Consider the following 22,212-nt stretch of genomic DNA (forward strand, 5'->3'; position numbering starts at 1 on the left):
GGCGCCGCCGGAACCGCAAGAACGCGGGGGCGTCGGCCGCCGGAATCCGGTATCAACGAAAGGGACGACGGAGGTGGGTCATGGGGAACCCGTTCGACGAAATGCGTCCGGTGGAGGAACTGGTCGACGGTGGGGCGACCACGGTGCGGGCGGCGGTGCTCCGCAAGGCGACCGAAGCGGTGGTCGCGAACGCCCGCGACGCGACCGATTGCCGGATGCTGCTGGAGATGCTGGGGCTGCATTCCGAACGGCCGGTCCGGACCGACGACGAAGCCGCCTGAGAGACGACCTCGTGAGTGGTAAGGACGGTTCTAACCGTCCTTACCACTCACGAGCCCAGGTGGGTCAGCGCCGCGGCAGTACGCAGAATTCGTTCTCTTCCGGGTCGGCCATGACCACCCAGGGGTCCGACTCGGCGTCTTCGAGGATCTTCGCGCCGAGTGACACGAGCCGGGCGACCTCCTCGCGCTGCTCGAGTTCGGTGGGCGCGATGTCGAGGTGCAGCCGGTTCTTGACCGACTTCTCCTCGGGGACCGGCTGGAAGAGCAGGCTCGGCACGTCGGGGCTCTTCAGTTCGACATAGGTCACCCCGTGACCGTCGGTCCACCGTTCGGTCTCGGGGTAGCCGAGTGCTTCCTTCCAGAACGCGGCCAGCGCTTCGGCCTCACGGCAGTCGACGGTGACGGCGAGCATCCGGGTTCGCATGGTTCCACGGTGGCACGGAACGGCGAGGTTTGCCGGATGCGCGGGCGGGCATCCGGCGGGGGAGCAGAGCCACTCGCCGAAGGGAGCACCATGAAGGCCGTCACCTGGCACGGGAAACGCGATGTCCGGGTGGACACCGTCCCGGACCCGAAACTGGCCGAACCGACCGACGCGATCGTGCGTATCACCTCGACCGGGATCTGCGGTTCCGATCTGCACCTTTACGAGGTCCTCGGCGCCTTCATCGACGAGGGCGACATCCTCGGGCACGAGCCCATGGGCGTCGTCGAAGAGGTCGGCTCCGGGGTGACGAACCTGAAACCCGGTGACCGGGTCGTCATCCCCTTCAACATCTCCTGCGGCCACTGCTTCATGTGCGATCGCGGCCTTCAGTCGCAGTGCGAGACCACGCAGGTCACCGATCGCGGCAAGGGCGCCGCGTTGCTCGGCTACACCAAGCTCTACGGCCAGGTCCCGGGCGGCCAGGCCGAATACCTGCGTGTCCCGCAGGCCCACTACGGCCCGATCAAGGTGCCGGACGGCCCGCCGGACGAGCGGTTCGTGTACCTCTCCGACGTCGTGCCCACCGCCTGGCAGGCGGTCGACTACGCGAACATCCCCGAGGGCGGCACGGTCGTGGTGTTCGGGCTGGGCCCGATCGGCCAGTTCTGCTGCCGGATCGCGAAGCACCGGGGCGCCGGCCAGGTGATCGGTATCGACCTGGTGCCGGAACGGCTCGCGAAGGCCGCCGCGGCAGGCGTCGTCACCTACGACACGCGGGAGCACAAGTACATCGGCGACGTCATCCGCGAGGCCACCGGCGGCCGCGGCGCGGATTCGGTGATCGACGCCGTCGGGATGGAGGCGCACGGCGCCCCGGTCGGGCGGCTGGCGCAGAATCTCGTCGCCCTCCTGCCCGATCCGATCGGCGCGAAGATCACCGAGAAGGCCGCGGTCGACCGGCTCAGCGTGCTGTACGCGGCCATCGACTGCGTGCGGCGCGGCGGGACGATCTCGCTGAGCGGCGTCTACGGCGGCATGGTCGACCCGCTGCCGATGATGGAACTGTTCGACAAGCAGATCACCCTGCGGATGGGGCAGGCCAACGTCCGGCGCTGGATCGACGACATCATGCCGCTGATCACCGACTCCGCCGACCCGCTCGGCGTCGAGGGTTTCGCGACGCACAAGCTCCCGCTGGCGGAGGCGCCGCACGCCTACGAGATCTTCCAGAAGAAACAGGACGGCGCGGTCAAGATCCTGCTGGAGCCGTCGGCGGCTTGAGGTGTCGGCACGCGGATGCCGGGTATCCGGTATGCGGATCCTGACGAAAGGAGCGATGGGATGACCACGGCACGAGAGATCATGACCGCGAACGCGACCTGCGTGTCCGCTTCCGAAACCGTGCTCGACGCGGCGAAGAAGATGGCCGCCGAGTCCGTGGGCGCGCTGCCGATCTGCGGTGAGGACGGCAAGCTCCAAGGCATGCTGACCGACCGCGACATCGTGGTGAAGGTGCTCGCCGAGGGCAAGGACCCGAGGGCGCTGCACGCCTCCGAACTGGCCCAGGGCGAGGCGGTGACGATCGGCGCGGACGACGACGCCGAGGAGATCATGCGCACCATGGCGAACCACAAGGTCCGGCGGCTGCCGGTGATCGACGGGCACAAGCTGGTCGGCATCGTGGCGCAGGCCGACGTGGCCAAGGCGCTGCCCAACCCGGACAGCGGCGAGCTGGTGGAAGCACTGTCCTACGACTGACCCGCCATACTCCTTCGGTGGCGTTCTTCGACATCGAAGGTTACGAACCCGTGTGGCTCTCCGGACTCCAGGCGATCCGGAGGGCGCACGGGGATCGTTTGCGCGCGCTGGTGGGCGAGCGGCTGCGGCACGCCCACCTCACCTGGTTCGTCGAATACGACGAGTGGCTCTCGGACGCGCCCGTCGTGGTCGACTTCGGCGCCGAGCGGCTGGAGATCACGCACTGGAAGTTCGACGAGCTTTCGCTGACCTGGAACACGATCGACCCGTACGGGAAGTCCTCATGGGATTGGGGTGATCCGGCCGAGCCGAGCCCGTTGCGATGGCGGCAGGATGTCTTCCCGGAACTGTCCGCTTTGGAGGGTCAGGTGCTTCAGGACGTCGAGCTGCTCGACTGCGCGACGCGAGACATGGCGAACGGCATGGTCGCGGTCGGCTTCGTTTTCCCGCGCGGCCGGTTCACCGTCTTCAACGCCTTGGACGAGAACGGGATCGAGTTCACCGAGCCGGATTCCTCTTACCGCAGGCATTCCGTGGCGGGCTGAAAACCGGGTGCGGCGGCCGTCGATCCTGGCGATACTTCCCGGCATGTCCCGGATCAAACTGGCCGAAGCGCTCGCGCTGCGCGCCGACGCGACCAAGAAGGTGGAGGCGCTGCGCTCCCGGATCGTCGACAACGCGCGGCACCAGGAGGGCGAGGAACCGTCGGAAGACGCGTCCGCCCTGCTCGTCGAAGCCGAAACCGCGCTGGACGAACTGGAGTCGCTGATCCGGCGGATCAACCGGACCAACGCCGCGACCCCGCTCGGGGAGGGCACGATCACCGACGCGATCGCGCGCCGCGACGTCCTCCGGCTCCGGCACGGCGTCCTCACCGCGGCCGCCGACGCCGCGGCGGGCCGCAACCAGGGCGGCTACGGCCGTCAGCTCCGGTCGGAGCTGCGGTACCTCTCCGCGCTCCCGGTCGCGGAGCTGCGGTCGCGCGCGGACCGGGTCGCGGGGGAGATCCGGACGGTCGACGTCGGGATCCAGCGCACCAACTGGGAGACCGACCTCCTGGACTGAACGTGGGAAGCAGGTAGCCCTCCGGGAAGCGGGCACAAGCCGAGGGCCGGCGGTACTCCGGCTCGCCTGGTACGTGGCGGGCAGCGTGGGGTTCGACTCCCCGATCACGACTCCGCCCAGCACCACGCACAGGTGACGGCGCAAGCGGCACAGTTCATCACCACGTGCCGGTCCCGGAAGGCGAGGGCGGGTACGGGGTCTTTCCACGCGCATTCCCGGTGACACAGTGGTGTTCCCGACACTGTTCACCTCGTCGGGGCATGGGCGGAGCTGATCGACTCTGTGCCAAGGTGAACAGCGGAACAACCCCCAAGAGCCCAGGTGGTGACCCCGGATGGCACTGAAGATCGGTTACAAGGCGTCGGCCGAGCAATTCGGCCCGCGCGACCTCGTCGAGTACTCCGTGCTCGCCGAGCAGGTCGGGCTGGACAGCGTGATGGTCAGCGACCATTTCCAGCCCTGGCGGCACCAGGGCGGGCACGCGCCGTTCTCCTTCGCGTGGATGGCGGCGGTCGGCGAGCGCACCGAGCGGGTCGTACTCGGCACCAGCGTGCTGACGGCGACCTTCCGCTACAACCCGGCCGTGGTGGCACAGGCGTTCGGCACCCTCGGCAGCCTGTACCCGGGCCGGGTGCTGCTCGGCGTCGGCAGCGGTGAGGCCCTCAACGAGGTCGCGGTCGCCCGCATCGAGTGGCCGGCGTTCAAGGAGCGGTTCGCGCGGCTGCGCGAGGCGATCGAGCTGATGCGCAAGCTGTGGTCCGAGGAGCGCGTCACGTTCGAGGGCGAGTACTTCCAGACCACCGACGCCACCGTCTACGACCGCCCCGAGGGCGGCGTGCCGATCTACATCGCGGCCGGTGGCCCAGTGATGGCGAAGTACGTCGGCAAGCAGGGTGACGGCTTCATCTGCACCAGCGGCAAGGGGATGGAGCTCTACACCGAGAAGCTGCTTCCCGCGGTCGCGGAAGGCGCGGAGCAGGTGGGCCGGAGCACCGGCGACATCGACAAGATGATCGAGATCAAGCTGTCCTACGACCCGGATCCGGCGCAGGCGCTGGAGAACACCAGGTTCTGGGCGCCGTTGTCGCTGACGCCGGAGCAGAAGGCCGGTATCGAGGACCCGGCGGAGATGGAGAAGGCCGCGGACGCGCTGCCGATCGAACAGGTCGCCCGCCGCTGGATCGTCACTTCCGACCCGGCGGACGCCGTCGAGCAGATCAAGCCGTACGTCGAGGCGGGCTTCAACCACCTCGTCTTCCACGGTCCCGGCCACGACCAGGAGCGGTTCCTGCGCTCCTTCTCCGAGCAGGTCGTCCCGGGGCTCCGCGAACTCGGCTGACCCGGCGCGGATGGCGGCATCGCGCGGACGGTGCCGCCATGGGTCGGTCAGGACTCGGTGACGAGCTTGCCGATCTCCTGGTCGAAGTCGAACCATTCCGGCTCGGATCCGGCGGGCACGACGTCGTAGGTGCGGTCGAGGAACTCGGCCAGCTCCTGCGCCGGGGCTTCGAGGACCGCGCAGCCGTCGGGCGCGCTGAGCGCGAAGATCACGATCGAGGTGTCGTCGGCCGGGCTGATGATCACGTCGCCCTCACCCGATGGGGTGAGGAGGCCGTCCGCGAGGAGATCACGGCCGAACATCCAGCGCACCGTCCCGCCGCCCGAGTGGTAGGCCACCACGACGGCGTAGGGGTCTTCGGGGTCGTATTCGAGGTCGGCCCGCACGGGGAGCGGGTCCGCACCGAAAGTGCGCAGGCCGAAGACGATCGTCCCCCGGATGAGGTCGCTTTCCCTGTCCAATGCTTCAGCCCCTTACGTTCGGTTGCTGTTGATCTTCAGCTATGGATAACGCAATGTGAAGCCTTTTCGTGACCCGAGTTGACAAGGTTCACACGTTCGGCTGAGAGCTGGGTCTCACGTGCTCACGCACCGTCTTCGACGGGCACGTGCGGTGAGCAAGCGGAAAAGGCGATCAGCCGTGCAAAAGAAAGTGACTTCGCACGTGCATATTCCGATGAAGGAAATATGGGCAGCCATTTGGCGGAGTGAATCCGTATTGTTGGCGGTTTAACATCAGCACGCGTCGTTCAAATGTTTCCAGGAGACCGGCGTGGCTCCGTCCTGGACCTCGGCGAGCTTGGTCGTTGCGGATAGGGAGGAGCGGTAATGGGTGTACGAATCACCGTCGTCATTCCCCGGGTCGGCCTCACTCGGCGTGACGCGGGCTGTTGGCTCCGGGGCCGCGCCTGCCGTACCCCGCGTCCAGGGGCGTCGCCGTGATCGACCGGCTCCCGATGCGCGTCGGGCAGGCCGACATCGATCGGCTGGAGGGCGTCATCGCCGCGCTCCGGGCGCGCGACTACCGGGAGGGCGGCGGATCCTGCCGGGAGCTGCTACGCGTGCTGGAGCCCTACGGTGCCGCGCTGCGGCGCGGGATGATGTCCGACCCGGTGGCCCGGCGGCTGGCCGGGGTGGTCGCGGATCTGCACAACCTGAAGGGCTGGACGGAATTCGACTCGGGCCGTCCCGTACGGGCGGAGCGGCACTTCCGCCGCGCGCTCGACCTCGCGGCGGAGGCGGGCGACGACGACCTCCTCGCCAACATCCGCTACCGGCTCGGCCGGATGTACCTGCATCACCGGTCGCCTTCGGAGGCGCTCGAACAATTCGGCCATGGACAGGTCGCGGCACGCCGCGCCGGACGGCCGCTGTCGCAGGCGATCCTGTCGGCGAACGAGGCATGGGCCTACGCGCTGCTCGGTGACGTCCGCCAGGCGCTCGACAAGATTTCCCTTGCCCCGGAACAATTCGCGGACTCGGTCGGCGACACCGTCCCGTCGTGGTCCGCCTTCTTCACGGCCACCGACCTGGCCGCGATGATCGGCACGGTGCGCACCGAACTCGCCAGGCTCGTCGACGTCCGCCACAGCCGGGAAGCCATTCCGGCGCTCACCGAAGCCATCGACGGCTACGGGCCGGACATGATGCGCAGCCGGTCGCTGACGATGATCTGGCTCGCTGTCGACCACGCGCTGGAGGGTGATCTCGACCGGGCGGCGGAGGTCGGTCTCGCCGCGATGGACCTCGCGGACGGAATCCGTTCCGCGCGGACAAGAGATCGTTTACGGCCACTGTCGGAAAGCGTGCGGAAGCGGATGGGCGATATTAACGCGCGAGATATCCTTGACCGGATCGCAACATTCCGCGCCAGTGCCTGAGCGCCGGAGAATGGGTGGAGGAATGACCGGATCAATTACGCCGGGCGTAGGCTCGCGGGTATGAAACGGACTTCGTTCGCGCAGTGGCCGTGTTCGATCGCGCGCACCATGGACCTGCTCGGCGACTGGTGGACGCCGCTGGTCCTGCGGGAGGCGTTCTACGGGATCCGCCGGTTCGACGAGTTCCAGCAGCAGCTCGGCATCGCGCGGAACACCCTCGCCGACCGGCTGCGCCGCCTGGTCGCGGAGGGGTTGCTGGAAAAGCGCGCCTACCAGGCCGACCCCGTCCGTTACGACTACGTGCTGACCGAGAAGGGCTCGGATTTCTACGGGGTGCTCGCCGCCATGTCGCGCTGGGGCGACCGCTGGCTCTCCGGGGACGACGGGCCGCCGATCACCCTCCACCACGAGACCTGCGGGCACGACACCCACGCGGAGGTCGTCTGCGCACACTGCGCCCGGCCGCTCACCGCGGAGAACACCCGGGCGCGGATCGGCGCGGGCTATCCGCCGAAGCTCGCGAGCCGGCCCGACGTCGTACGGCGATTCGCCGCGCAGGAGGGTTTGACAACCTGAGTCCATCTACGCAACTATCGAGGTCACAGGCATGGGAGGGTGACCACGATGGAGTGGACGGGCGCCAAGTACGCCGACGGGCCGACAGTCGAGGTCGAGGCTTGGGTCGACGCGGTCCCGGAGCGCGTCTGGTCGATCGTGTCCGATGTGCGCCTGATGCCGGAAATGAGCGAGGAAGTCCAAGCGGTCGAGTGGTGCGACGGCGCGGAGGACGCGCCCGCGGTCGGCAGGCGGTTCGTCGGCCACAGCAAGCACGACGCGCTGGGCGAATGGGAGACGACGTCGTACGTCGTCGAATGCGAGGCGCCGCGTGTCTTCGCCTGGGCGGTGCAGGATCCCGAAACGCCGACCGCGCTGTGGCGGTTCACGCTGGAGCCCGAGAACGGCGGGACGAAGCTCCGGCAGTGGATGCGGATGGGGCCGGGACGGTCGGGTCTCTCGCTGGCCATCGACCGGATGCCGGATAAGGAGGAGAAGATCGTCTTCGTCCGGCTGCGCGAGTTCGAGAACGCGATGACCGGGACCCTCGCGGCGATCAAGGAGCGCGCCGAGGCGGACGGCACCTGATGCGGACGGCGACCACGGTCGAGGCGTCCCGCGGCTGGCGGGAGACGCTGGGTTTCGTGCTGGAGGCCGAAAAGCTCGGTCTCGGCGAATGCTGGGTCGCCGAGGCGTGGGGTTCGGACGCGCCGTCCGTGCTCGGCTATCTCGCGGCGCGGACCGAGCGGATCCGGCTCGGCTCGGGCATCATCCAGCTCGGCACCCGGACCCCGGTGGCGATCGCGCAGACCGCGCTGACCCTCTCGGAGCTCTCCGGCGGCCGGTTCGTCCTCGGGCTCGGCGCGTCGGGGCCACAGGTGATCGAGGGGCTCCACGGGGTTCCGTTCGCCCGGCCGCTGACGCGGATGCGGGAAACGGTCGCGATCATCCGTCAGGCGTTCGCGGGGGAGAAGATCTCGTTCTCCGGTAAGGAATTCGAGATCCCGCTGCCGGGCGAGAGCAGGCCGATGCGGCTGTCGACCGCGCCGAATCCGGACATCCCCATCCATCTGGCCACGCTCTCGCCGAAGCTGCTGGAGCTGACCGGCGAGATCGCGGACGGCTGGCTGGGCACCAGTTTCGTCCCGGAGGGAGCGCAGGCCTACTTCTCGCATCTCGACGCCGGCCTGGCGAAAGCGGGCCGATCGCGGGCGGACCTCGAAGTCTGCCAAGGTGCCGAGGTCGCCTTCGCCGCGGACGAGGACGAGCTGCGCGGGATGGTCGCGGGCCGCAAGGCCGAACTCGCGTTCAGCCTCGGCGGGATGGGTTCGGCGAAGACGAACTTCTACAACAACGCCTACAGCAGGCAAGGCTGGGCCGACGCGGCCGCGGCGGTGCGGGAACGCTGGCAGGCGGGCGACCGGGAGGGCGCCGCCTCACTGGTGACCGACGAGATGGTGCTCGGCACGACGCTGATCGGCACCGAACCGATGGTCGCCGAACGGCTGCGCGTCTGGCGGGACGCCGGGGTCGACACGGTCCGGCTGTACCCGGCGGGCGAGACGGTCGCCGACCGGCTCGCCACCCTCGGACGCGCGCTGGACCTGGTCCGCGCGCTGGGCTGAATGCCCGTGCCGGCTGAGGTGACCGGCCGAGCGCGGCGGGTCCCGCCTGCTCCAAGCGGGTAGAACTTGTTTCACTTTCGCCTTCGGCTGGAGAACATGACCTCGCTCGATCCCCACGCGAGGAGGATTCATGGGTCCCGATTCCGGTCTGTCCCGGCGCCAGGTCCTGCTCGGCACCGGGCTCGCGCTCGCTTCGGGACTGCCGCTGGGCGGGACGGCTTCGGCCGCCGCGGCAGCCTCAGTGGTGCTCGGCGAGTACGACGTCGTCGTGGTCGGGGCGGGCGCGGCCGGGATGACCGCCGCGCTGACGGCGGCGAAACGCGGGCTCAGCTGCGTGGTGCTGGAGAAGGCGGCGAAGTTCGGTGGTTCGGCCGCCCGGTCCGGGGCGGGGATCTGGATTCCGTGCAACTCGGTGCTGGCCGAGGCCGGCGTCCGCGACACACCGGAAGAGGCCGCACGGTACTTGGCCGCCGTGGTCGGCCCGTCGATCCCCGCCTCGCGGCAGCGGGCCTTCCTCGCCAACGGACCGGCGATGCTGTCGTTCGTGATGGCCAACAGCCCGCTGCGGTTCCGCTGGATGGAGGGCTACAGCGACTACTACCCGGAACTGCCCGGCGGGATGCCCGGCGGCCGCTCGATCGAACCCGACCAGCTCGACGGGAACATCCTCGGTGCCGAACTGGCCAATCTGAACCCGCCCTACCTCGCCACGCCCGCGGGGATGGTCGTCTTCAGCGCCGACTACAAATGGCTCGCGCTGGCCGCGGTCAACCCGAAAGGCGCCGCAGTGGCGGCCGCCTGCCTGGCGCGCGGCACGGCCGCCGCCCTCGCCGGACAGAAACCGCTCACCATGGGCCAGTCGCTGGCCGCGGGACTGCGGGCCGGATTGCAGCGCGCCGGTGTCCCGGTCTGGCTGAACACGCCGCTGACCGATCTGGTCATCGAGAACGGGAAGGTCACCGGCGTGGCCGTCTCGGCGGGCGTGGTGAAAGCCCGGCGCGGCGTCATCGTCGGTTCCGGCGGGTTCGAACACAACGCCGCCATGCGGGCGGAATACCAGCGCCAGCCCATCGGTACACAATGGACTGTCGGCGCGCGGTCGAACACCGGGGACGGGATCCTGGCGGGAAAGCGGGCCGGAGCGGCGCTGGACCTGATGGACGACGCCTGGTGGGGGCCGGCGATCCCGCTCCCCGGCGAGCCGTACTTCTGCCTCGCCGAGCGGACCCTGCCCGGCGGGCTGATGGTGGACGCGGCGGGCAAGCGGTTCGTCAACGAAGCGGCGCCCTACAGCGACGTCGTGCACACGATGTACGACCGGAACCCGACGTCGCCCACCATTCCCGCGTGGCTGGTCGTCGATCAGCACTACCGCAACCGGTATCTCTTCCGCGACGTCGCGCCGCTGTCGCCGTTTCCCGGCGAGTGGTATTCGTCGGGAGCGGTCAAGAAGGCGTGGACCGTGGAGTCGCTGGGCAGCGCGATCGGCGTCCCGCCGCAGGCGTTGCGTGCCACGGTCACGCGGTTCAACGGGCAGGCACTGTCCGGTGTGGACAGTGATTTCCGCCGGGGCGCCAGCGCTTACGACCACTACTACACCGACCCGTACGTCCTCCCGAACTCGTGCCTCGCGCCGCTCTGGGAGCCGCCCTTCTACGCCTTCAAGATCGTCCCGGGCGACCTCGGTACCAAGGGCGGGATGCGCACCGACGCGCGGGCGCGGGTCCTGCGGGCGGACGGCTCGGTGATCCCGGGCCTGTACGCCGCCGGGAACGCCAGCGCGGCGGTGATGGGCAACAGTTACGCGGGGGCGGGGTCGACGATCGGCCCGGCGATGACCTTCGGGTACGTGGCGGCGAACGATCTCGCGGATCAGCCGGGCTGATTCTTGAGCCGTGAAACGGCGATGACGAGCACGAAAGCGGCGAGCGCGGCGACGGTCCGGACGACGTTGAAGGTCTCCCACTGATCGAGGATCGCCGCGTGGTCGGCCGGTGCGGAAGTGGCCGCCCAGACCTTGATCCGGCCGTTGATGGGCACGTTCCCGAAGCGGGTGACCAGAAACGAGATCACGACCAGCGCCGCGGCCACGCCGGCCAGCTGTCGTGCCCGGCCTCGGCTCAGGAAGGCGAGCGCGAGGGAACTGATCGCCGCGAGGCCCATCGCGGTCTGCATGACGACGCCGTTCCGCTGCATCAGCGCGGAGTGGAAGGTCAGCCGCACGTCGAGCGGGACGACGTCGAACGTGGCGGCGACGTTGACCATGCCGTAGCCGAACGCCCCCGCGAGCAGTCCCGTCGACAGGAGGGCGACGCCGGTTACGAACCCTATCTTTGACATGCTGTCAAACATAGTGACCTGGGTTAAGGTTGACAACATGTCTGAGGTAGCCGACGGGCGGCAGCGGCGACGGCGGACCGATGCCGACCGCAGTGTCGCTTCGATCCTCGCCGCGGCCAGGGAACTTCTCGGTACGCAAGCCCACGCGAGCGTCGAGGACATCGCGAGAGCGGCCGGGGTGAGCAGGCAGACCGTCTACGCGCACTTCAAGACCCGCGAGGCGCTTCTGAGCGCGGTGATCGACGCGGTGTCCGAGGAGGCCGCGAACGAGATGGCCGCGGCGCGGCTCGACGAGGGGCCCGCGGCCGACGCCATGCTGCGCCTGCTCGACGTCGGCTGGCGGATGTTCCGGCGCTACCCGCGGCTGCCCGCCGGTGCCGCCGAAGAGAACGACCCCGAAGCCGACCGGGAACGTCATTCGGCGGTGTCCGATCATCTGGACCGGCTGCTCACCCGGGGCAAGGACGCGGGCGAGTTCGACCGGCGGCTCGCGAACCCTTGGCTCGTCAGCGCGATCGTGGCGCTCGGCCACGCCGCCGGACAGGCGGTGGACGCGAAGCAGCTGACCCTCGTCGACGGCGTCGACGCGCTCGCCGAGAGCGTGCTGCGGCTCTGTGGTACCGCTCGGCGGGACTGACGGACACGGAACGCCCCGAAGCGCTCACGGCCGGTTCCGCACCCGTTAAGGTGGGGCGTTCGCGTGGCATCAAGGGCTGGGGGGTCCGCCATGATCATCAAACGTGCCTATCACCACGGGGATCTTCGTCGTGCGCTCGTCCTCGCCGCACGGGAGCTCCTCGTCGAACGAGGTCCGGAGGGAGTGAGTCTGCGCGCAGCGGTCGCGAAGGTGGGTGCGTCCACCGCGGCGCCGTACCGGCATTTCCGCGACAAGGACGCGCTGCTGGTGGCGGTCGCGCTGGAGGGACACGCCGAAGTACAAGACCGGCTGCGTGACTGCGGCGCCGGGACGGTGACCGCGCTCGGCCGGTCCTACCTCGGCTTCGCACTGGAACATCCCGCGCTGTACCGCCTGATGGCGGGCGCCGGCATCGGGGACCGGGCCGCGTATCCGGAACTGGCCGAGGCCCACCGGGCGACCTGTGCGCTGCTGGCCGACCGGGTGGGGGAGCGGAACGATCCTGGCGGTTTCGCCGTCACGCTCTGGTGCCTGCTCCACGGGCTGGCGACGCTCGTGATCGACGGCCACGTCGAGCGGGAAGCCGCGGTCGCGGAAGTGGAGCGCAGCCTCGGGCTGCTGGTCGGGTAAGGACCGGTGGATGCGTCCGTGTGTGGATTTTGGTGCGTTGGATGACCAGAAACCCACACAGTGCCCCCATGTACGTGAGGTGTGTGGAAATAGGGATGTTGAACGTCTCTATTCCCACACACCCCTCACTCGCAGTAGCACTTGTCTGCCCACGGGTCACGTCTAGTAGTCATAAGGGCGAGGGGTGGGCTCTCCGCGATCGATCGCGAGTGCCACGAAGCTTCGAACCAACCCCGTGCAGCAGGGCACGGCCGCCACCTTTGCCGCGCCCCACCCTCGATTCAGCCGATGGACGGAATGAAGGTCGGCAGCCGCCGGACCTTCGTGTCCTGCTCGAAGGCGTAAGCGATCGCCAGCAGCGACGGTTCACTGAACCGCCCGCCCATGATCGACAACCCCAGCGGCAACGGCCCCGCGTACGCCATCGGCACGGTCATGTTGGCGTAGCCCGACACGGCCGCCGGCCCGGACGAGTCGATCAGCAGCGCGCCGTCGCCGACACCGAGCTGCGTCTTCCACGCGGCGTTGTTCGTCGGCGCCACGATCGCGTCCAGCTTCTCCCCGCGCAGCGTCTCGTCGAGGCCCCGCCGGGCGGCGCTCGTCGCGGCTTCCCGCATCGCGCGGTACGCCGGATCGTTGAGATCGCCGGTGGTCGCCTGCGACCGGTCCCACAGGTTGTGCGTCCAGTACGGCATTTCGATCGCCGCGTTGTCCAGGTTGTACTGGATCAGCCCGGCCAGGTCGGCGGGGTGCTTGCCGCCGGTGGATGCGAGGTAGGCGTTGATGTCGTGCTTGAACTCGGTCCGGATCGCGGGGAACTCGTTGGCCGCGATGACGTCCAGATAGGGGATGGTGATCTCGACCGTGGTCGCGCCGAGCTTCCGGAGCCTGGTCAGCGCCTGGTCGAACGCCGCCTTCGTCGTCTCGTCCGGGGTGTAGACCTCGCGCCAGACGCCGATCCGCTTTCCGCGCAAAGCGTTGGGGCGCAGGAATCTCGTGTAGTCGTCGAGTGACTGGCGGGCGGCGTCGACGGTGATCGGGTCACGCCGGTCCGCCCCGTTCAGCGCCGCGAGCAGGATCGCGGCGTCGACCACGTTGCGCGCCATCGGGCCGGCCGTGTCCTGCTGTTTCGACACCGGCACGATCCCGCTGCGGCTGACGAGCCCGAGGCTCGGCTTGACCCCGACGATGCCGTTGGCGCCGGACGGGCAGCTGATCGAACCGTCCGTTTCGGTCCCCACGGCGACGGTCGCCAGATGCGCGGCGACGGCCACCCCCGAACCGGACGACGAACCGCACGGGTTGCGGTCGAGGACGTAGGGGTTGGCGGTCTGCCCGGCGAGCGGGCTCCAGCCGTTCGACGAGCTGGTGGAGCGGTAACTCGACCACTCCGAAAGGTTGGCCTTGCCGAGGATGACCGCGCCGGCCTCACGCAGGTTTTCGACCACCCCGGCGTCGCGGTAGGGGCGGGATTCCAGCAGCGCCGTCGAGCCCGCCGTGGTCGGCTGCCGGTCCGCGGTGTCGATGTTGTCCTTGAGCAGCACCGGAATCCCGTCCATGGGACCCTTCGTCCGGTGCCGGTGACGCCGCAGGTCACTCTCCGCGGCGAGCCGCAGCGCATCCGGGTTCGTGGTGAGCACCGCGTGCAGCGTCGGGTTCAGCTTGCGGATCCGCTGCAGGTAGAAGGCGGTCAGCTGGACCGAGGACAGCCGCCCGGAGCGCATCGCCCGCTGCAGGTCGGGGATCGTCGCCCGCTCCAGGTCGATCCCGGCCACCACGGGGCGGCCGGCGGCTCCCGTGGCCGACGCCGGGACGGCCGTGGTGGCCGACGCGGCCGACACCATGACGAGAAACGCGGCGACGGCCACACCCCGCCTTTTCCAGGAATGTCTTCTCAAGGAATTCCCTCCTTGTCCGAAAGAATTCCTGAACAGTACGTGCGCGGCCGAGGTTCGGAACCGCCGTGGAAAACGGGGAAACGGTGATTTGATCGACGCGGCGACGCCGGTCCGGTAGGCGATCGGTCACGCAAACGGCCTGTAGATCCCGGATTCGGCACTGTACGGCGCCGGTCGCGGACGCACGGTGAGGCGATATTCGTGATTCCGTCGGAAATATTCCGCCTGATTTCGGCTCGGCCTCCGGTTTCGCGTTGATCGGTTTTTGTTCGCGGTTCGCCGATCATCCGGCCCGGTTCCGCCGTGCGCATTCGGCGAGCGCGGTGCCGAAGGAGCGCGCGGTGCTCGTCAGCCCGGCCACCGCCGAAACCGGGTCGCGGCGGGCGGGCAGGACGGCGGCGAGTGCCGCGCCGACCCGGCCGTCCGGGGTCCTGATGCCCACGGCCGCGCAGCAGAGCCCCGCCGTGATCGTCTCCGATTCGGTCGCGTAGCCGGCCTCGCGGATCTCCAGCGCGTCCGTGTCCGGTTCGGCGAGCGCCGGGTGATGGGCGGCCAGGAGCCGTCCGGCGGCGGTTCCCGGCGGAAGCGCGCGGCCCGGCCAGGCGGGGACGTCGTCGGCGGGCAGGACGGCGCCCGCGGCGACCAGCGCGCGACCCTCCCTCGGGACCACGAGCACCAGGCTCGCGCGCATCCGCGCCGACAGCGACGGCAGCCGTTCCTTGGCCAGGTCCCGGAGTTCGGGCTGCCAGAACCGCCCGAGGCGGAACACGCGCGACCCGATCCGGTAACCGCGGCCCGCCCGTTCGACCGCGCCCAGGTCGGCCAGCTGGTCCAGGAGCCGGTGCACGGTGGTCTTCGGCAGACCGGTGGCCCGCACGAGCTGGGTCAGCCCGGCCTGCCCGCCGTGTTCGTCGAGTGCTTCGAGCAACGCGAACGCGCCTTCGAGCACGCCGCGTCCGCCGATGGTTTCCCGCATCGCCGCCCTTTCCCGGAAACAGGTCACACCGGAGAAGTAAAGTGCGCCCGCGGCGGGGCGGGATACGAACTTCCGGGCAGCCGATGGGGCGGGGTTCCGCTGAACGGTCCAGCGGCAGACGTGACCGACACCGCCCCGGAAACCCCCCTGCCGGGTCCTGCCTCCCGGCGCGTTCCTGGCATGCTGGCAAGGTTCGCGCGAACGACACAGCTCCAGGGGGACGTCGACAATGGAGGAGATCCGCCGCCTCGCCGACCGGTTCGATCTCATCGAGCCCGTCGGCGGTGGCTCCATGGGCACCGTGTGGCGGGCGCGCGACGAGAACCTGGAGCGCACGGTCGCGATCAAGGAACTCCTTCTGCCGCACGGAGCCGGTGAGCAGAAGGCCGACGAGGCGAAGAACCGCGCACTGCGCGAGGCACGGATCGCCGCGCGGCTGGTGCATCCGCACGCCATCACCGTCTTCGGCGTGATCGACGAGCAGGACCGCCCGTGGATCATCATGGAGTACCTGCCCTCGACCAGTCTCGCGGACAAACTGCGCGAAGGGCCGATGGAGGTCGACGACGTCATCCGTCTCGGCATCCAGCTGTGCTCGGCGCTGGCGGCCGCGCACCGGGCCGGGATCGTCCACCGTGACATCAAGCCCGGCAACGTCCTGCTCGGCGAGGACGACACCGTCAAGATCACCGACTTCGGGATCTCGCGGGCGATGGGCGACGTCCAGCTCACCGCGACCGGCGAGATCTCCGGGACGCCGGCGTTCCTGGCGCCGGAGGTCGCTCGCGGCGAGGACGCCACCTCCGCCTCCGACGTGTTCTCGCTCGGCGCGACGCTGTACACCGCTCTCGAAGGCGGCACGCCCTACGGCACGGCCGAGAACCCGATCGCGTTGCTGTACCGCGCGTCGAGCGGCGAGATCACCCCGCCGGTCAAGTCGGGGATCCTGACGCCGCTGCTGAACCGGCTCCTCGACGTCCGGCCGGACAGCAGGCCGACGATGGCCGAGACCGAGCGTGAGTTGCGGGCGCTCGCGGCGGGGGAGCCGACGACACTCGTCGCCGAGGAGCCGCCGCCGAAGGCGCGCAAGGGGATGCTGGTCGGCGTGATCGCCGTGTTCCTCGTGCTCGCGGCGGCGGCCGCCGCGGCCGTGGTCGTGGTGCTCAACCGCGACGAGGACACCCCGTCCGGCCAGGCGCCGCCGCCGGCCTCCCAGTCGCAGCCCGCCGTCCCGACCTCGTCGGAGCCGGTCGCGCCGTCGCCTTCGCCGTCTTCCGCGCCGCCCTCGACACCGTCTTCGTCGTCCTCGGCCGCCCCGCCTCCGGCACAGACGCCGGGGCAGGCGCTCGCGGCGTATTACACGCTCATCCCGGGGAACCTCGAGGCCGGGTTCGCGACGCTGAGCGACAACTTCAAGCAGACCAGGAACCAGAGCTTCGAGAGGTATTCGAACTACTGGAAGCAGTTCAGCGCGGTGACCGTGTCGAACGTGACCGAATCCGGCAACACGGTGACGGCGACACTCACCTACGTGCGGGCCTCCGGCGGGACCACGACCGGCAGGGAGACCTTCGTCCTGGTCCAGAAGGACGGCCGGTATCTCATCGACTCCCAGCGGGCAGGCTGAGTTTCCCGGCGAGGCGCCGAAGCCAGGCCTCGACCTCGTCGGGGGAGCGGTCCGGGAGACCGAAGATCGTTTCGGTGACTCCGGCGGCCTCCAGCCTGGCCAGGTTCTCCGGATCGGGGCGGACGCCGAGCGCCGAGATCTCCGGCTCACCGGATCGGCCCGCCTCGCGCCAGATCTCGCGGAGCCGCCGGGCTTTGTCCTCGATGTCGGTGTCGCCCGGCGTGGTGAGCCAGCCGTCGGCCGATTTCGCGATCCAGCGGAACGTCTTCTCCGTCGCGCCCGCGCCGACGATCACCGGGATATGGGCTTGGGCCGGTTTCGGCCACGCCCAGCTGGCGCCGAACGAAACGAACTCGCCCGCGTACGAGGCTTCGTCCTGCGTCCAGAGCGCGCGCATCGCCTCCAGATATTCGCGCAGGACCGTTCGCCGTCTGCCGCCGGGAACGCCGTGATCGGCCAGTTCGTCGACGTTCCAGCCGAAGCCGACGCCGAGGGTGACCCGCCCGGCCGAAAGGTGATCGAGGCTGGCGATCGTCTTCGCCAGCGTGATCGGATCGCTCTCGACCGGAAGGGCCACCGCCGTCGCGAGCCGGATCCGGGAGGTCACCGAGGCCGCGGTCGCCAGCGCGACCCACGGGTCCAGCGTCCGCAGGTAGCGGTCGTCGGGCAGCGAGGAGTCGCCGGTCCGCGGATGCGGAGCCTCCCGTTTGACCGGGATATGCGTGTGTTCCGGCACGTGGAAGGTGTCGAAGCCCGCCGCTTCGGCCGCCCGGGCGGCCGCCGCCGGACTGATCCCCCGGTCACTGGTGAACAGCACTATCCCGTGTCTCACAGCCGCTCACGTTATTAGAACGTGTTTCAGTTTGCAACCGTGGCATGTAGCGTGACCGGCAGCGCGTTCAGCCGCCAGGTGCCGGGGTCCGGGATCCGCAGTAGGCCGTCGGCGAGAGCGAGATCGGGGAATCTGCGCAGCAGCGCGGTGAGCGCGACCTCGACCTGAACCCTGGCCAAGGAAGCGCCGAGACAGAAGTGCGGCCCGTGTGCGAAGGCGAGATGCCACGCCGGTCCCGCCGCGCGCCGGATGTCGAAGACGTCCGGGTCCCCGAAGGCCCGCGGGTCCCGGTTCGCCGCCGCGATCGCGACGGTAACAGGTTCTCCTTCGGGGATGAGGACGTCGCCGATCCGGACGTCCGTGGTCGCGAACCGGGGGATCGTCAGCAGCTGCGGGCTCTGCCAGCGCATCACCTCCTCGACCGCGCCGGGCATGAGCGCCGGGTTCTCGCGAAGCTGGGCCAGCTGCTCGGGGTGGGTGAGGAGGATTTCGACGGCGTTGGCGATGAGGTTGCCGGGCACCTGGCCGCCCAGTACGAGTTGCCAGACCAGGGCGACCAATTCGGTTTCGCTGAGCCTGTCACCGTCTTCGGCCTGTATCCGGAGCAGTTGCGAGACGACGTCCTCGCCCGCGTCCTGTTTCCGGTCCGCGATGGCGGCGAGCGCGCCCTCGACGATCCCGGGGACCGCTTTCGCGAGCCCCGCGCCGTCGCCCGCCGAGACCAGTGCGCCGTATTCGCGCCATCGCGGGCGGTCGGCCGCGGGGATACCGACCAGTGCGCAGATCACGTCGACCGGGAGTGGCCGCGCGAAGGCGGTGACGAGGTCGATGCGGTCTTCCCCGGCGAGTTCGTCGAGGAGGTCGTCCACGAGCCGCTCGATCCCCGGGCGGAGCGCGGCGGCCTTGCGCGGGGTGAACGCGGGGGCGACGAGCCGCCGGAGCCGGAGGTGCTCGGGCCCCTCGACCTCCTGCATCGTCCGCATGTACGGGCGGCAGTGGTCGGGGATGTCCATGTGCTGATAGCTGTTCGCGCTCAAGGCGAATCGCGGGTCGCTCAGCATCTTCCGCGCCTCTTCGTGGCGCAGCACCGCCCACATGGAGAACCCGGGGGCGCTGAGCTTGGCGATCGGGGAGCGCTCGCGGGCCGGTCCGTAGGCGGTGAACGGGTCGCGCAGGACCTCGGGGTCGGTCAGGAGGATCTCGGGAACTTCGGACAAAGCGGCTCTCCCAGTTCGGATGTTCAAATCAGATGTTCTCATCATCTGAATGGTCAAGGTATCTTGATCCGGGTCCGAGGGCAACGTGCCGGCAGACGGGAGGCCGATGGTCCGGCTGAGCAGGGCGGAGACGCAGGAGCGCAATCGCGCGAAGGTGCTGTCCGCCGCGCGCGACGAGTTCGCGGAGCAGGGCTTCCGGGACGCCAAGATCGACGTCATCGCCGAGCGGGCCGAACTCACCCGCGGCGCGGTCTACTCGAACTTCCCGGGAAAACGCGCGCTGTACTTCGCCGTCCTGGCCGAATTGGCCGAGCGGTCCGCGGGCGCGCCGCACGCGGCGCCCGGTGAGACGCTCGAGGACGCGCTGGGCGCTCTGGCCAGGGTGAGAGTGGCCGCGTTTCCCCTGAACGACGATCAGGCGGGCCTCGCGCGAGACCTGATGCCGGAGGTGCTCGCGGACGAGCGCGTCCGGCGGCCGTTCGCTCAGCTGGTGAAGCTCAACGGCCTGCTGCTGGGGATCGCGCTGGAACGGCTCGACCCGCCGGTGCGGCCGCCGGGGTCGCCGATCCCGCGCCGGGTCCGGCTCGCGGAGACCGTGCTGACCACGCTGCACGGCGCCGGCCAGTTGGCGGCCGCCGCGCCGGGCCTCGTCGAACCCTTCGACGTCGTGAGCGCCTGTGAACGGCTGGCGGGGCTGGCCTTCAACGACTGGTGGGCGCCGCCGGTGATCGTGCCCGCGGCGCAGGCGGCCGACCGGCCGTGGTCACCGCCAGGAGCCGTGGACCTCGTGCGCGGGGAAACCTTCGTACCCGCCGACGGCGTGGTCGTCGTCCTGGGCACGCATCGGCTGGGCGCCGCGGAAGAGGCCGTCCGGGCGCACGACGGCGATGTCACCGTCGTCGTCGTGACCAGTGAGCCCGCCGAGCTGGTGCCGTTGACCCGGCTGACCGTCGCGGAGGTGTGCGGCGGTCTGCGGCAGGCCTTCCCGGAGCCGTCTTGGCCGCGCCTGCGCGTGGTGTGCGACGTGACCGGGACACTGGCGGCGGCCGCGGGGGTGCTCGCGGTCAGCGACGAGACCGAGGCCGCGATCCGGGTCGACCGGGGCCGCGTCGTCGCCACGGCGGACGGGCGCGGCGCGGGACACGCCGTCTCGGGCGAAGTGTCCCGTGTGGACAGCGCCTAGACCGTGTCCGTGTGTCGGATCCGGTACACCTGCAGGCGAAGCCCGTAGTACTTGTCGGTTTCCCCGACCCAGACCATCCCGAGCCGTTTCGCGGTCGCGATGGCGCGGGTGTTGTTCGGCCGCGCGACGGCGAAGAGTTCGTCCGTGTCCTGGGTGAACGCCCAGCCGATCAGCGCGCGGGCGGCCTCGGAGGCGTATCCCTCGCCCCAGGCGTCCGGATGCAGCTGCCAGCTGATCTCCAGGTCCTCTTCGTACGGTGGCAGCAGGTGGATGCCCAGCCCGCCGACGACCACGCCGTCCTCCTTGCGCTGCACCGCCCATCTCCCGCGCGGCGGCACGAGATTCGGCTGCGCCTGTTGCCAGGCCTGCAGAACCGAACGCATGGCCGCGGCGTCGGTCACGCGGTCCATCGCCGGGGTGAGCCAGCGGGTCACGTCGGTGGTGCCGTAGATCGCCAGCGCGGCTTCGGCGTCGTCCTCGGACCACTCACGGACGACGAGCCTTTCGGTGGTCAAGTCCATAACAGAACGTTACGCGCCCCGGCGCGGCCGTGGGGTGTCCGGATCATGACAACTCGGCAACCCGGCGTACCTTGGCGTCATGCGCGCCGACGCCTCGACGACCCCCGAACAGGCCTGCCCGATCGCCCCGGTGGTCGACCTCGTCTTCAGCCGCTGGACCACGCCGATCCTGTGGGCGCTCAACGAATTCGGCAGGCAGCGGTTCGTCGAACTCGAGCGGCGCATCGGTTCGATCACGCCGAAGGTGCTGACGCAACGGTTGCGGCAGCTGGAACGCGACGGCCTGCTCACCCGGACCTATCACGCCGAGGTGCCGCCGCGGGTCGAGTACGAGATCAGCGACCTCGGCCGGAGCCTGGCGCCGCTTTTCGCGACCCTCGCGGACTGGTCGACCGAGAACCTGCCGAAGGTGGAAGAGGCCCGGTCGGCCTACGACTCCGCTTCCTGAGCCGCCGCCGGTGTTCCCAATGCTTCAGTTGAGGCGCTCAGCGTCTCAACTGAGGCATTGGGAACACCGGCTCCCTCGCCGCCTCCTTGAATCCGCCACCTCGTCCTGCTCGAAGGTTGCGAAAGCCACTTTCGCAACCTTCAACGTTGCGAAAGTGGCTTTCGCGACGTCGGCCATGGCCGGGCCCGGCGCCGCCCTGGCGAGCATGTCGCGAAAGCCACTTTCGAGACGTCTGGTGTCCCGAAAGTGGCTTTCGCGACACCACCTCCGCCGCCCCCGAGCCTTCATCGACCGGGTAGGGGACCCAAGACCAGACCGGCACTTATTTGACCGATCGGTCCAGATGCGGCTAAGCTCCTCTCGTGTCCCGGGTGAAAGAATTCGACGTCGACGCGGCCTGCGAAGCCGCGCTGGAACTGTTCTGGCGGCAGGGGTACGAGGCCACCTCGGTCAGTGACCTGGTCGCCGAGCTCGGTATCGGCAAGGCGAGTCTGTACGCCACGTTCGGCACCAAGCACGAGCTGTACCTGACGGCCTTGAACCGCTACATCGCCCGGGGCAACGAGCGGTTCGTCGAGGACTTCGCCGGCCCGGGGCCGGCGCTCGCGGGTGTGCGGCGGCTCATCGACCGGTATCTCGCCGAAATACTGGGGGAATCCGGTCGTAAAGGCTGTTTCGTGGTCAATGCCGCCATGGAGATGATGCCGAGGGATCCCGAGGTCGCGCGGGTGGTCGAGCGCAGCTGGGACGCGCTCGAGCTGGCCGTTCGGATGGCGCTGAGCCGCGCGAAGGCGCAGGGCGAACTCGACGCCGCCGCGGACCCGGAAGAGCTGGCAGGCTTCCTGCTCACCGTCCTGCAGGGAATGCGGGTGCTGAGCAAGGGGCCGGATCCCGCGGCGCGCGCCAAGGCGACGGCGAAGCAGGCGATCGCGGTGCTCGAAGCCGCTCGCACGCGCTCATAATAGAACGATCGG

25 protein-coding genes are annotated in these 22,212 nt (G+C 69.5%); 17 read left to right on the forward strand and 8 right to left on the reverse strand.

What is annotated here, in order from left to right; all coding sequences use genetic code 11:
• The first annotated feature begins 80 nt into the window (after positions 1 to 80).
• Positions 81 to 281 carry a hypothetical protein gene (locus tag ACZ1DY_RS17575; RefSeq protein ID WP_126730720.1) on the forward strand — a complete coding sequence of 67 codons (201 nt, stop codon included), beginning with the start codon at positions 81 to 83 and terminating at the stop codon, positions 279 to 281.
• A 64-nt stretch (positions 282 to 345) separates the two neighbouring features.
• Here the strand turns inward: ACZ1DY_RS17575 and ACZ1DY_RS17580 are convergent, their stop codons facing one another.
• Complete coding sequence (locus ACZ1DY_RS17580) at positions 346 to 705, reverse strand: VOC family protein (RefSeq protein WP_126730722.1); 360 nt, start codon at positions 703 to 705, stop codon at positions 346 to 348.
• Positions 706 to 795: 90 nt separating this feature from the next.
• On the opposite strand from ACZ1DY_RS17580, the gene ACZ1DY_RS17585 reads away from it, so the two are divergent.
• From ACZ1DY_RS17585 to fgd, 5 genes are all read left to right on the forward strand, one after another.
• Positions 796 to 1,989, forward strand: a complete 1,194-nt coding sequence (locus ACZ1DY_RS17585; protein WP_465484983.1) for a zinc-dependent alcohol dehydrogenase — start codon at positions 796 to 798, stop codon at positions 1,987 to 1,989.
• A gap of 60 nt (positions 1,990 to 2,049) precedes the next feature.
• The gene (locus tag ACZ1DY_RS17590) at positions 2,050 to 2,466 is read left to right on the forward strand and encodes a CBS domain-containing protein (protein WP_126730726.1); all 417 of its coding nucleotides are present in this window, start codon (positions 2,050 to 2,052) and stop codon (positions 2,464 to 2,466) included.
• 17 nt (positions 2,467 to 2,483) lie between these two features.
• Positions 2,484 to 3,011, forward strand: coding sequence for a hypothetical protein (locus tag ACZ1DY_RS17595; RefSeq protein ID WP_465484984.1), 528 nt, complete (start codon positions 2,484 to 2,486; stop codon positions 3,009 to 3,011).
• A gap of 43 nt (positions 3,012 to 3,054) precedes the next feature.
• Entirely contained in the window at positions 3,055 to 3,531 is a 477-nt protein-coding gene (locus ACZ1DY_RS17600) for a DIP1984 family protein (protein ID WP_257487572.1), read from the forward strand.
• Between the two features lie 334 nt (positions 3,532 to 3,865).
• On the forward strand, positions 3,866 to 4,870 hold the full coding sequence (gene fgd, locus ACZ1DY_RS17605) for a glucose-6-phosphate dehydrogenase (coenzyme-F420) (protein ID WP_192745079.1): 1,005 nt from the start codon (positions 3,866 to 3,868) through the stop codon (positions 4,868 to 4,870).
• A gap of 47 nt (positions 4,871 to 4,917) precedes the next feature.
• Here the strand turns inward: fgd and ACZ1DY_RS17610 are convergent, their stop codons facing one another.
• Positions 4,918 to 5,331: an SsgA family sporulation/cell division regulator gene (locus tag ACZ1DY_RS17610; RefSeq protein WP_034319553.1), complete on the reverse strand. Its 414-nt coding sequence runs from the start codon at positions 5,329 to 5,331 to the stop codon at positions 4,918 to 4,920.
• Between the two features lie 494 nt (positions 5,332 to 5,825).
• On the opposite strand from ACZ1DY_RS17610, the gene ACZ1DY_RS17615 reads away from it, so the two are divergent.
• The 5 genes from ACZ1DY_RS17615 (at position 5,826) to kstD (ending at position 10,814) form a co-directional block, all read left to right on the forward strand.
• Positions 5,826 to 6,749 (forward strand): tetratricopeptide repeat protein, encoded by a 924-nt coding sequence (locus ACZ1DY_RS17615; protein WP_465485678.1) that lies wholly within the window; start codon positions 5,826 to 5,828, stop codon positions 6,747 to 6,749.
• A gap of 60 nt (positions 6,750 to 6,809) precedes the next feature.
• On the forward strand, positions 6,810 to 7,325 hold the full coding sequence (locus ACZ1DY_RS17620; protein ID WP_126730733.1) for a winged helix-turn-helix transcriptional regulator: 516 nt from the start codon (positions 6,810 to 6,812) through the stop codon (positions 7,323 to 7,325).
• Between the two features lie 48 nt (positions 7,326 to 7,373).
• Complete coding sequence (locus ACZ1DY_RS17625) at positions 7,374 to 7,892, forward strand: SRPBCC family protein (protein WP_465484985.1); 519 nt, start codon at positions 7,374 to 7,376, stop codon at positions 7,890 to 7,892.
• Entirely contained in the window at positions 7,892 to 8,929 is a 1,038-nt protein-coding gene (locus ACZ1DY_RS17630) for an LLM class flavin-dependent oxidoreductase (RefSeq protein WP_465484986.1), read from the forward strand. Before ACZ1DY_RS17625 ends, ACZ1DY_RS17630 begins: the two co-directional genes overlap by 1 nt.
• Before the next feature lie 130 nt (positions 8,930 to 9,059).
• On the forward strand, positions 9,060 to 10,814 hold the full coding sequence (gene kstD, locus ACZ1DY_RS17635) for a 3-oxosteroid 1-dehydrogenase (protein WP_465484987.1): 1,755 nt from the start codon (positions 9,060 to 9,062) through the stop codon (positions 10,812 to 10,814).
• On the opposite strand, the gene ACZ1DY_RS17640 is transcribed toward kstD, so the two are convergent.
• Entirely contained in the window at positions 10,802 to 11,269 is a 468-nt protein-coding gene (locus ACZ1DY_RS17640; protein WP_465484988.1) for an anthrone oxygenase family protein, read from the reverse strand. The two genes, kstD and ACZ1DY_RS17640, sit on opposite strands and share 13 nt — an antisense overlap.
• A 37-nt stretch (positions 11,270 to 11,306) precedes the next feature.
• Between ACZ1DY_RS17640 and ACZ1DY_RS17645 the strand changes: the two genes are divergently transcribed.
• Positions 11,307 to 11,906, forward strand: coding sequence for a TetR/AcrR family transcriptional regulator (locus ACZ1DY_RS17645; protein ID WP_465484989.1), 600 nt, complete (start codon positions 11,307 to 11,309; stop codon positions 11,904 to 11,906).
• Between the two features lie 90 nt (positions 11,907 to 11,996).
• Positions 11,997 to 12,536 (forward strand): TetR/AcrR family transcriptional regulator, encoded by a 540-nt coding sequence (locus tag ACZ1DY_RS17650; protein ID WP_257487564.1) that lies wholly within the window; start codon positions 11,997 to 11,999, stop codon positions 12,534 to 12,536.
• Between the two features lie 281 nt (positions 12,537 to 12,817).
• Here ACZ1DY_RS17650 and ACZ1DY_RS17655 read toward each other — a convergent pair whose 3' ends face one another.
• Both ACZ1DY_RS17655 and ACZ1DY_RS17660 read right to left on the reverse strand, forming a co-directional pair.
• Complete coding sequence (locus ACZ1DY_RS17655) at positions 12,818 to 14,380, reverse strand: amidase (RefSeq protein ID WP_257489709.1); 1,563 nt, start codon at positions 14,378 to 14,380, stop codon at positions 12,818 to 12,820.
• A gap of 337 nt (positions 14,381 to 14,717) precedes the next feature.
• Positions 14,718 to 15,410, reverse strand: a complete 693-nt coding sequence (locus ACZ1DY_RS17660) for an IclR family transcriptional regulator (RefSeq protein WP_257487563.1) — start codon at positions 15,408 to 15,410, stop codon at positions 14,718 to 14,720.
• A gap of 229 nt (positions 15,411 to 15,639) precedes the next feature.
• Between ACZ1DY_RS17660 and ACZ1DY_RS17665 the strand changes: the two genes are divergently transcribed.
• On the forward strand, positions 15,640 to 17,037 hold the full coding sequence (locus tag ACZ1DY_RS17665) for a serine/threonine-protein kinase (RefSeq protein ID WP_457955645.1): 1,398 nt from the start codon (positions 15,640 to 15,642) through the stop codon (positions 17,035 to 17,037).
• On the opposite strand, the gene ACZ1DY_RS17670 is transcribed toward ACZ1DY_RS17665, so the two are convergent.
• A complete protein-coding gene (locus ACZ1DY_RS17670) occupies positions 17,012 to 17,869 on the reverse strand; it encodes an LLM class F420-dependent oxidoreductase (RefSeq protein ID WP_465484990.1) in 858 nt (285 codons plus the stop codon). The genes ACZ1DY_RS17665 and ACZ1DY_RS17670 overlap by 26 nt on opposite strands.
• 26 nt (positions 17,870 to 17,895) lie before the next feature.
• Positions 17,896 to 19,086 carry a cytochrome P450 family protein gene (locus tag ACZ1DY_RS17675; protein ID WP_257487560.1) on the reverse strand — a complete coding sequence of 397 codons (1,191 nt, stop codon included), beginning with the start codon at positions 19,084 to 19,086 and terminating at the stop codon, positions 17,896 to 17,898.
• Positions 19,087 to 19,192: 106 nt separating this feature from the next.
• Here ACZ1DY_RS17675 and ACZ1DY_RS17680 point away from each other — a divergent pair, with 106 nt between their 5' ends.
• Entirely contained in the window at positions 19,193 to 20,269 is a 1,077-nt protein-coding gene (locus ACZ1DY_RS17680) for a TetR/AcrR family transcriptional regulator (protein ID WP_465484991.1), read from the forward strand.
• Here ACZ1DY_RS17680 and ACZ1DY_RS17685 read toward each other — a convergent pair.
• Entirely contained in the window at positions 20,266 to 20,790 is a 525-nt protein-coding gene (locus tag ACZ1DY_RS17685) for a GNAT family N-acetyltransferase (RefSeq protein ID WP_192745067.1), read from the reverse strand. The two genes, ACZ1DY_RS17680 and ACZ1DY_RS17685, sit on opposite strands and share 4 nt — an antisense overlap.
• Positions 20,791 to 20,869: 79 nt before the next feature.
• Between ACZ1DY_RS17685 and ACZ1DY_RS17690 the strand changes: the two genes are divergently transcribed.
• Positions 20,870 to 21,238 (forward strand): winged helix-turn-helix transcriptional regulator, encoded by a 369-nt coding sequence (locus ACZ1DY_RS17690; RefSeq protein WP_125674622.1) that lies wholly within the window; start codon positions 20,870 to 20,872, stop codon positions 21,236 to 21,238.
• A gap of 362 nt (positions 21,239 to 21,600) precedes the next feature.
• Positions 21,601 to 22,200 carry a TetR/AcrR family transcriptional regulator gene (locus ACZ1DY_RS17695; RefSeq protein WP_465484992.1) on the forward strand — a complete coding sequence of 200 codons (600 nt, stop codon included), beginning with the start codon at positions 21,601 to 21,603 and terminating at the stop codon, positions 22,198 to 22,200.
• Positions 22,201 to 22,212: the final 12 nt, after the last annotated feature.

The sequence above is a fragment of the Amycolatopsis sp. PSD-21 genome (assembly GCF_055561455.1).

Coding starts and splice junctions, on each gene's coding strand:
- ACZ1DY_RS17580 (WP_126730722.1), bottom strand. CDS start 705: ATGCGAACCCGGATGCTCGCCGTCACCGTCGACTGCCGTGAGGCCGAA.
- ACZ1DY_RS17680 (WP_465484991.1), top strand. CDS start 19,193: ATGGTCCGGCTGAGCAGGGCGGAGACGCAGGAGCGCAATCGCGCGAAG.
- ACZ1DY_RS17585 (WP_465484983.1), top strand. CDS start 796: ATGAAGGCCGTCACCTGGCACGGGAAACGCGATGTCCGGGTGGACACC.
- ACZ1DY_RS17690 (WP_125674622.1), top strand. CDS start 20,870: ATGCGCGCCGACGCCTCGACGACCCCCGAACAGGCCTGCCCGATCGCC.
- ACZ1DY_RS17620 (WP_126730733.1), top strand. CDS start 6,810: ATGAAACGGACTTCGTTCGCGCAGTGGCCGTGTTCGATCGCGCGCACC.
- kstD (WP_465484987.1), top strand. CDS start 9,060: ATGGGTCCCGATTCCGGTCTGTCCCGGCGCCAGGTCCTGCTCGGCACC.
- ACZ1DY_RS17640 (WP_465484988.1), bottom strand. CDS start 11,269: ATGTCAAAGATAGGGTTCGTAACCGGCGTCGCCCTCCTGTCGACGGGA.
- ACZ1DY_RS17575 (WP_126730720.1), top strand. CDS start 81: ATGGGGAACCCGTTCGACGAAATGCGTCCGGTGGAGGAACTGGTCGAC.
- ACZ1DY_RS17660 (WP_257487563.1), bottom strand. CDS start 15,410: ATGCGGGAAACCATCGGCGGACGCGGCGTGCTCGAAGGCGCGTTCGCG.
- ACZ1DY_RS17625 (WP_465484985.1), top strand. CDS start 7,374: ATGGAGTGGACGGGCGCCAAGTACGCCGACGGGCCGACAGTCGAGGTC.
- ACZ1DY_RS17685 (WP_192745067.1), bottom strand. CDS start 20,790: ATGGACTTGACCACCGAAAGGCTCGTCGTCCGTGAGTGGTCCGAGGAC.
- ACZ1DY_RS17650 (WP_257487564.1), top strand. CDS start 11,997: ATGATCATCAAACGTGCCTATCACCACGGGGATCTTCGTCGTGCGCTC.
- ACZ1DY_RS17590 (WP_126730726.1), top strand. CDS start 2,050: ATGACCACGGCACGAGAGATCATGACCGCGAACGCGACCTGCGTGTCC.
- ACZ1DY_RS17600 (WP_257487572.1), top strand. CDS start 3,055: ATGTCCCGGATCAAACTGGCCGAAGCGCTCGCGCTGCGCGCCGACGCG.
- fgd (WP_192745079.1), top strand. CDS start 3,866: ATGGCACTGAAGATCGGTTACAAGGCGTCGGCCGAGCAATTCGGCCCG.
- ACZ1DY_RS17615 (WP_465485678.1), top strand. CDS start 5,826: ATGCGCGTCGGGCAGGCCGACATCGATCGGCTGGAGGGCGTCATCGCC.
- ACZ1DY_RS17645 (WP_465484989.1), top strand. CDS start 11,307: ATGTCTGAGGTAGCCGACGGGCGGCAGCGGCGACGGCGGACCGATGCC.
- ACZ1DY_RS17665 (WP_457955645.1), top strand. CDS start 15,640: ATGGAGGAGATCCGCCGCCTCGCCGACCGGTTCGATCTCATCGAGCCC.
- ACZ1DY_RS17655 (WP_257489709.1), bottom strand. CDS start 14,380: ATGGTGTCGGCCGCGTCGGCCACCACGGCCGTCCCGGCGTCGGCCACG.
- ACZ1DY_RS17630 (WP_465484986.1), top strand. CDS start 7,892: ATGCGGACGGCGACCACGGTCGAGGCGTCCCGCGGCTGGCGGGAGACG.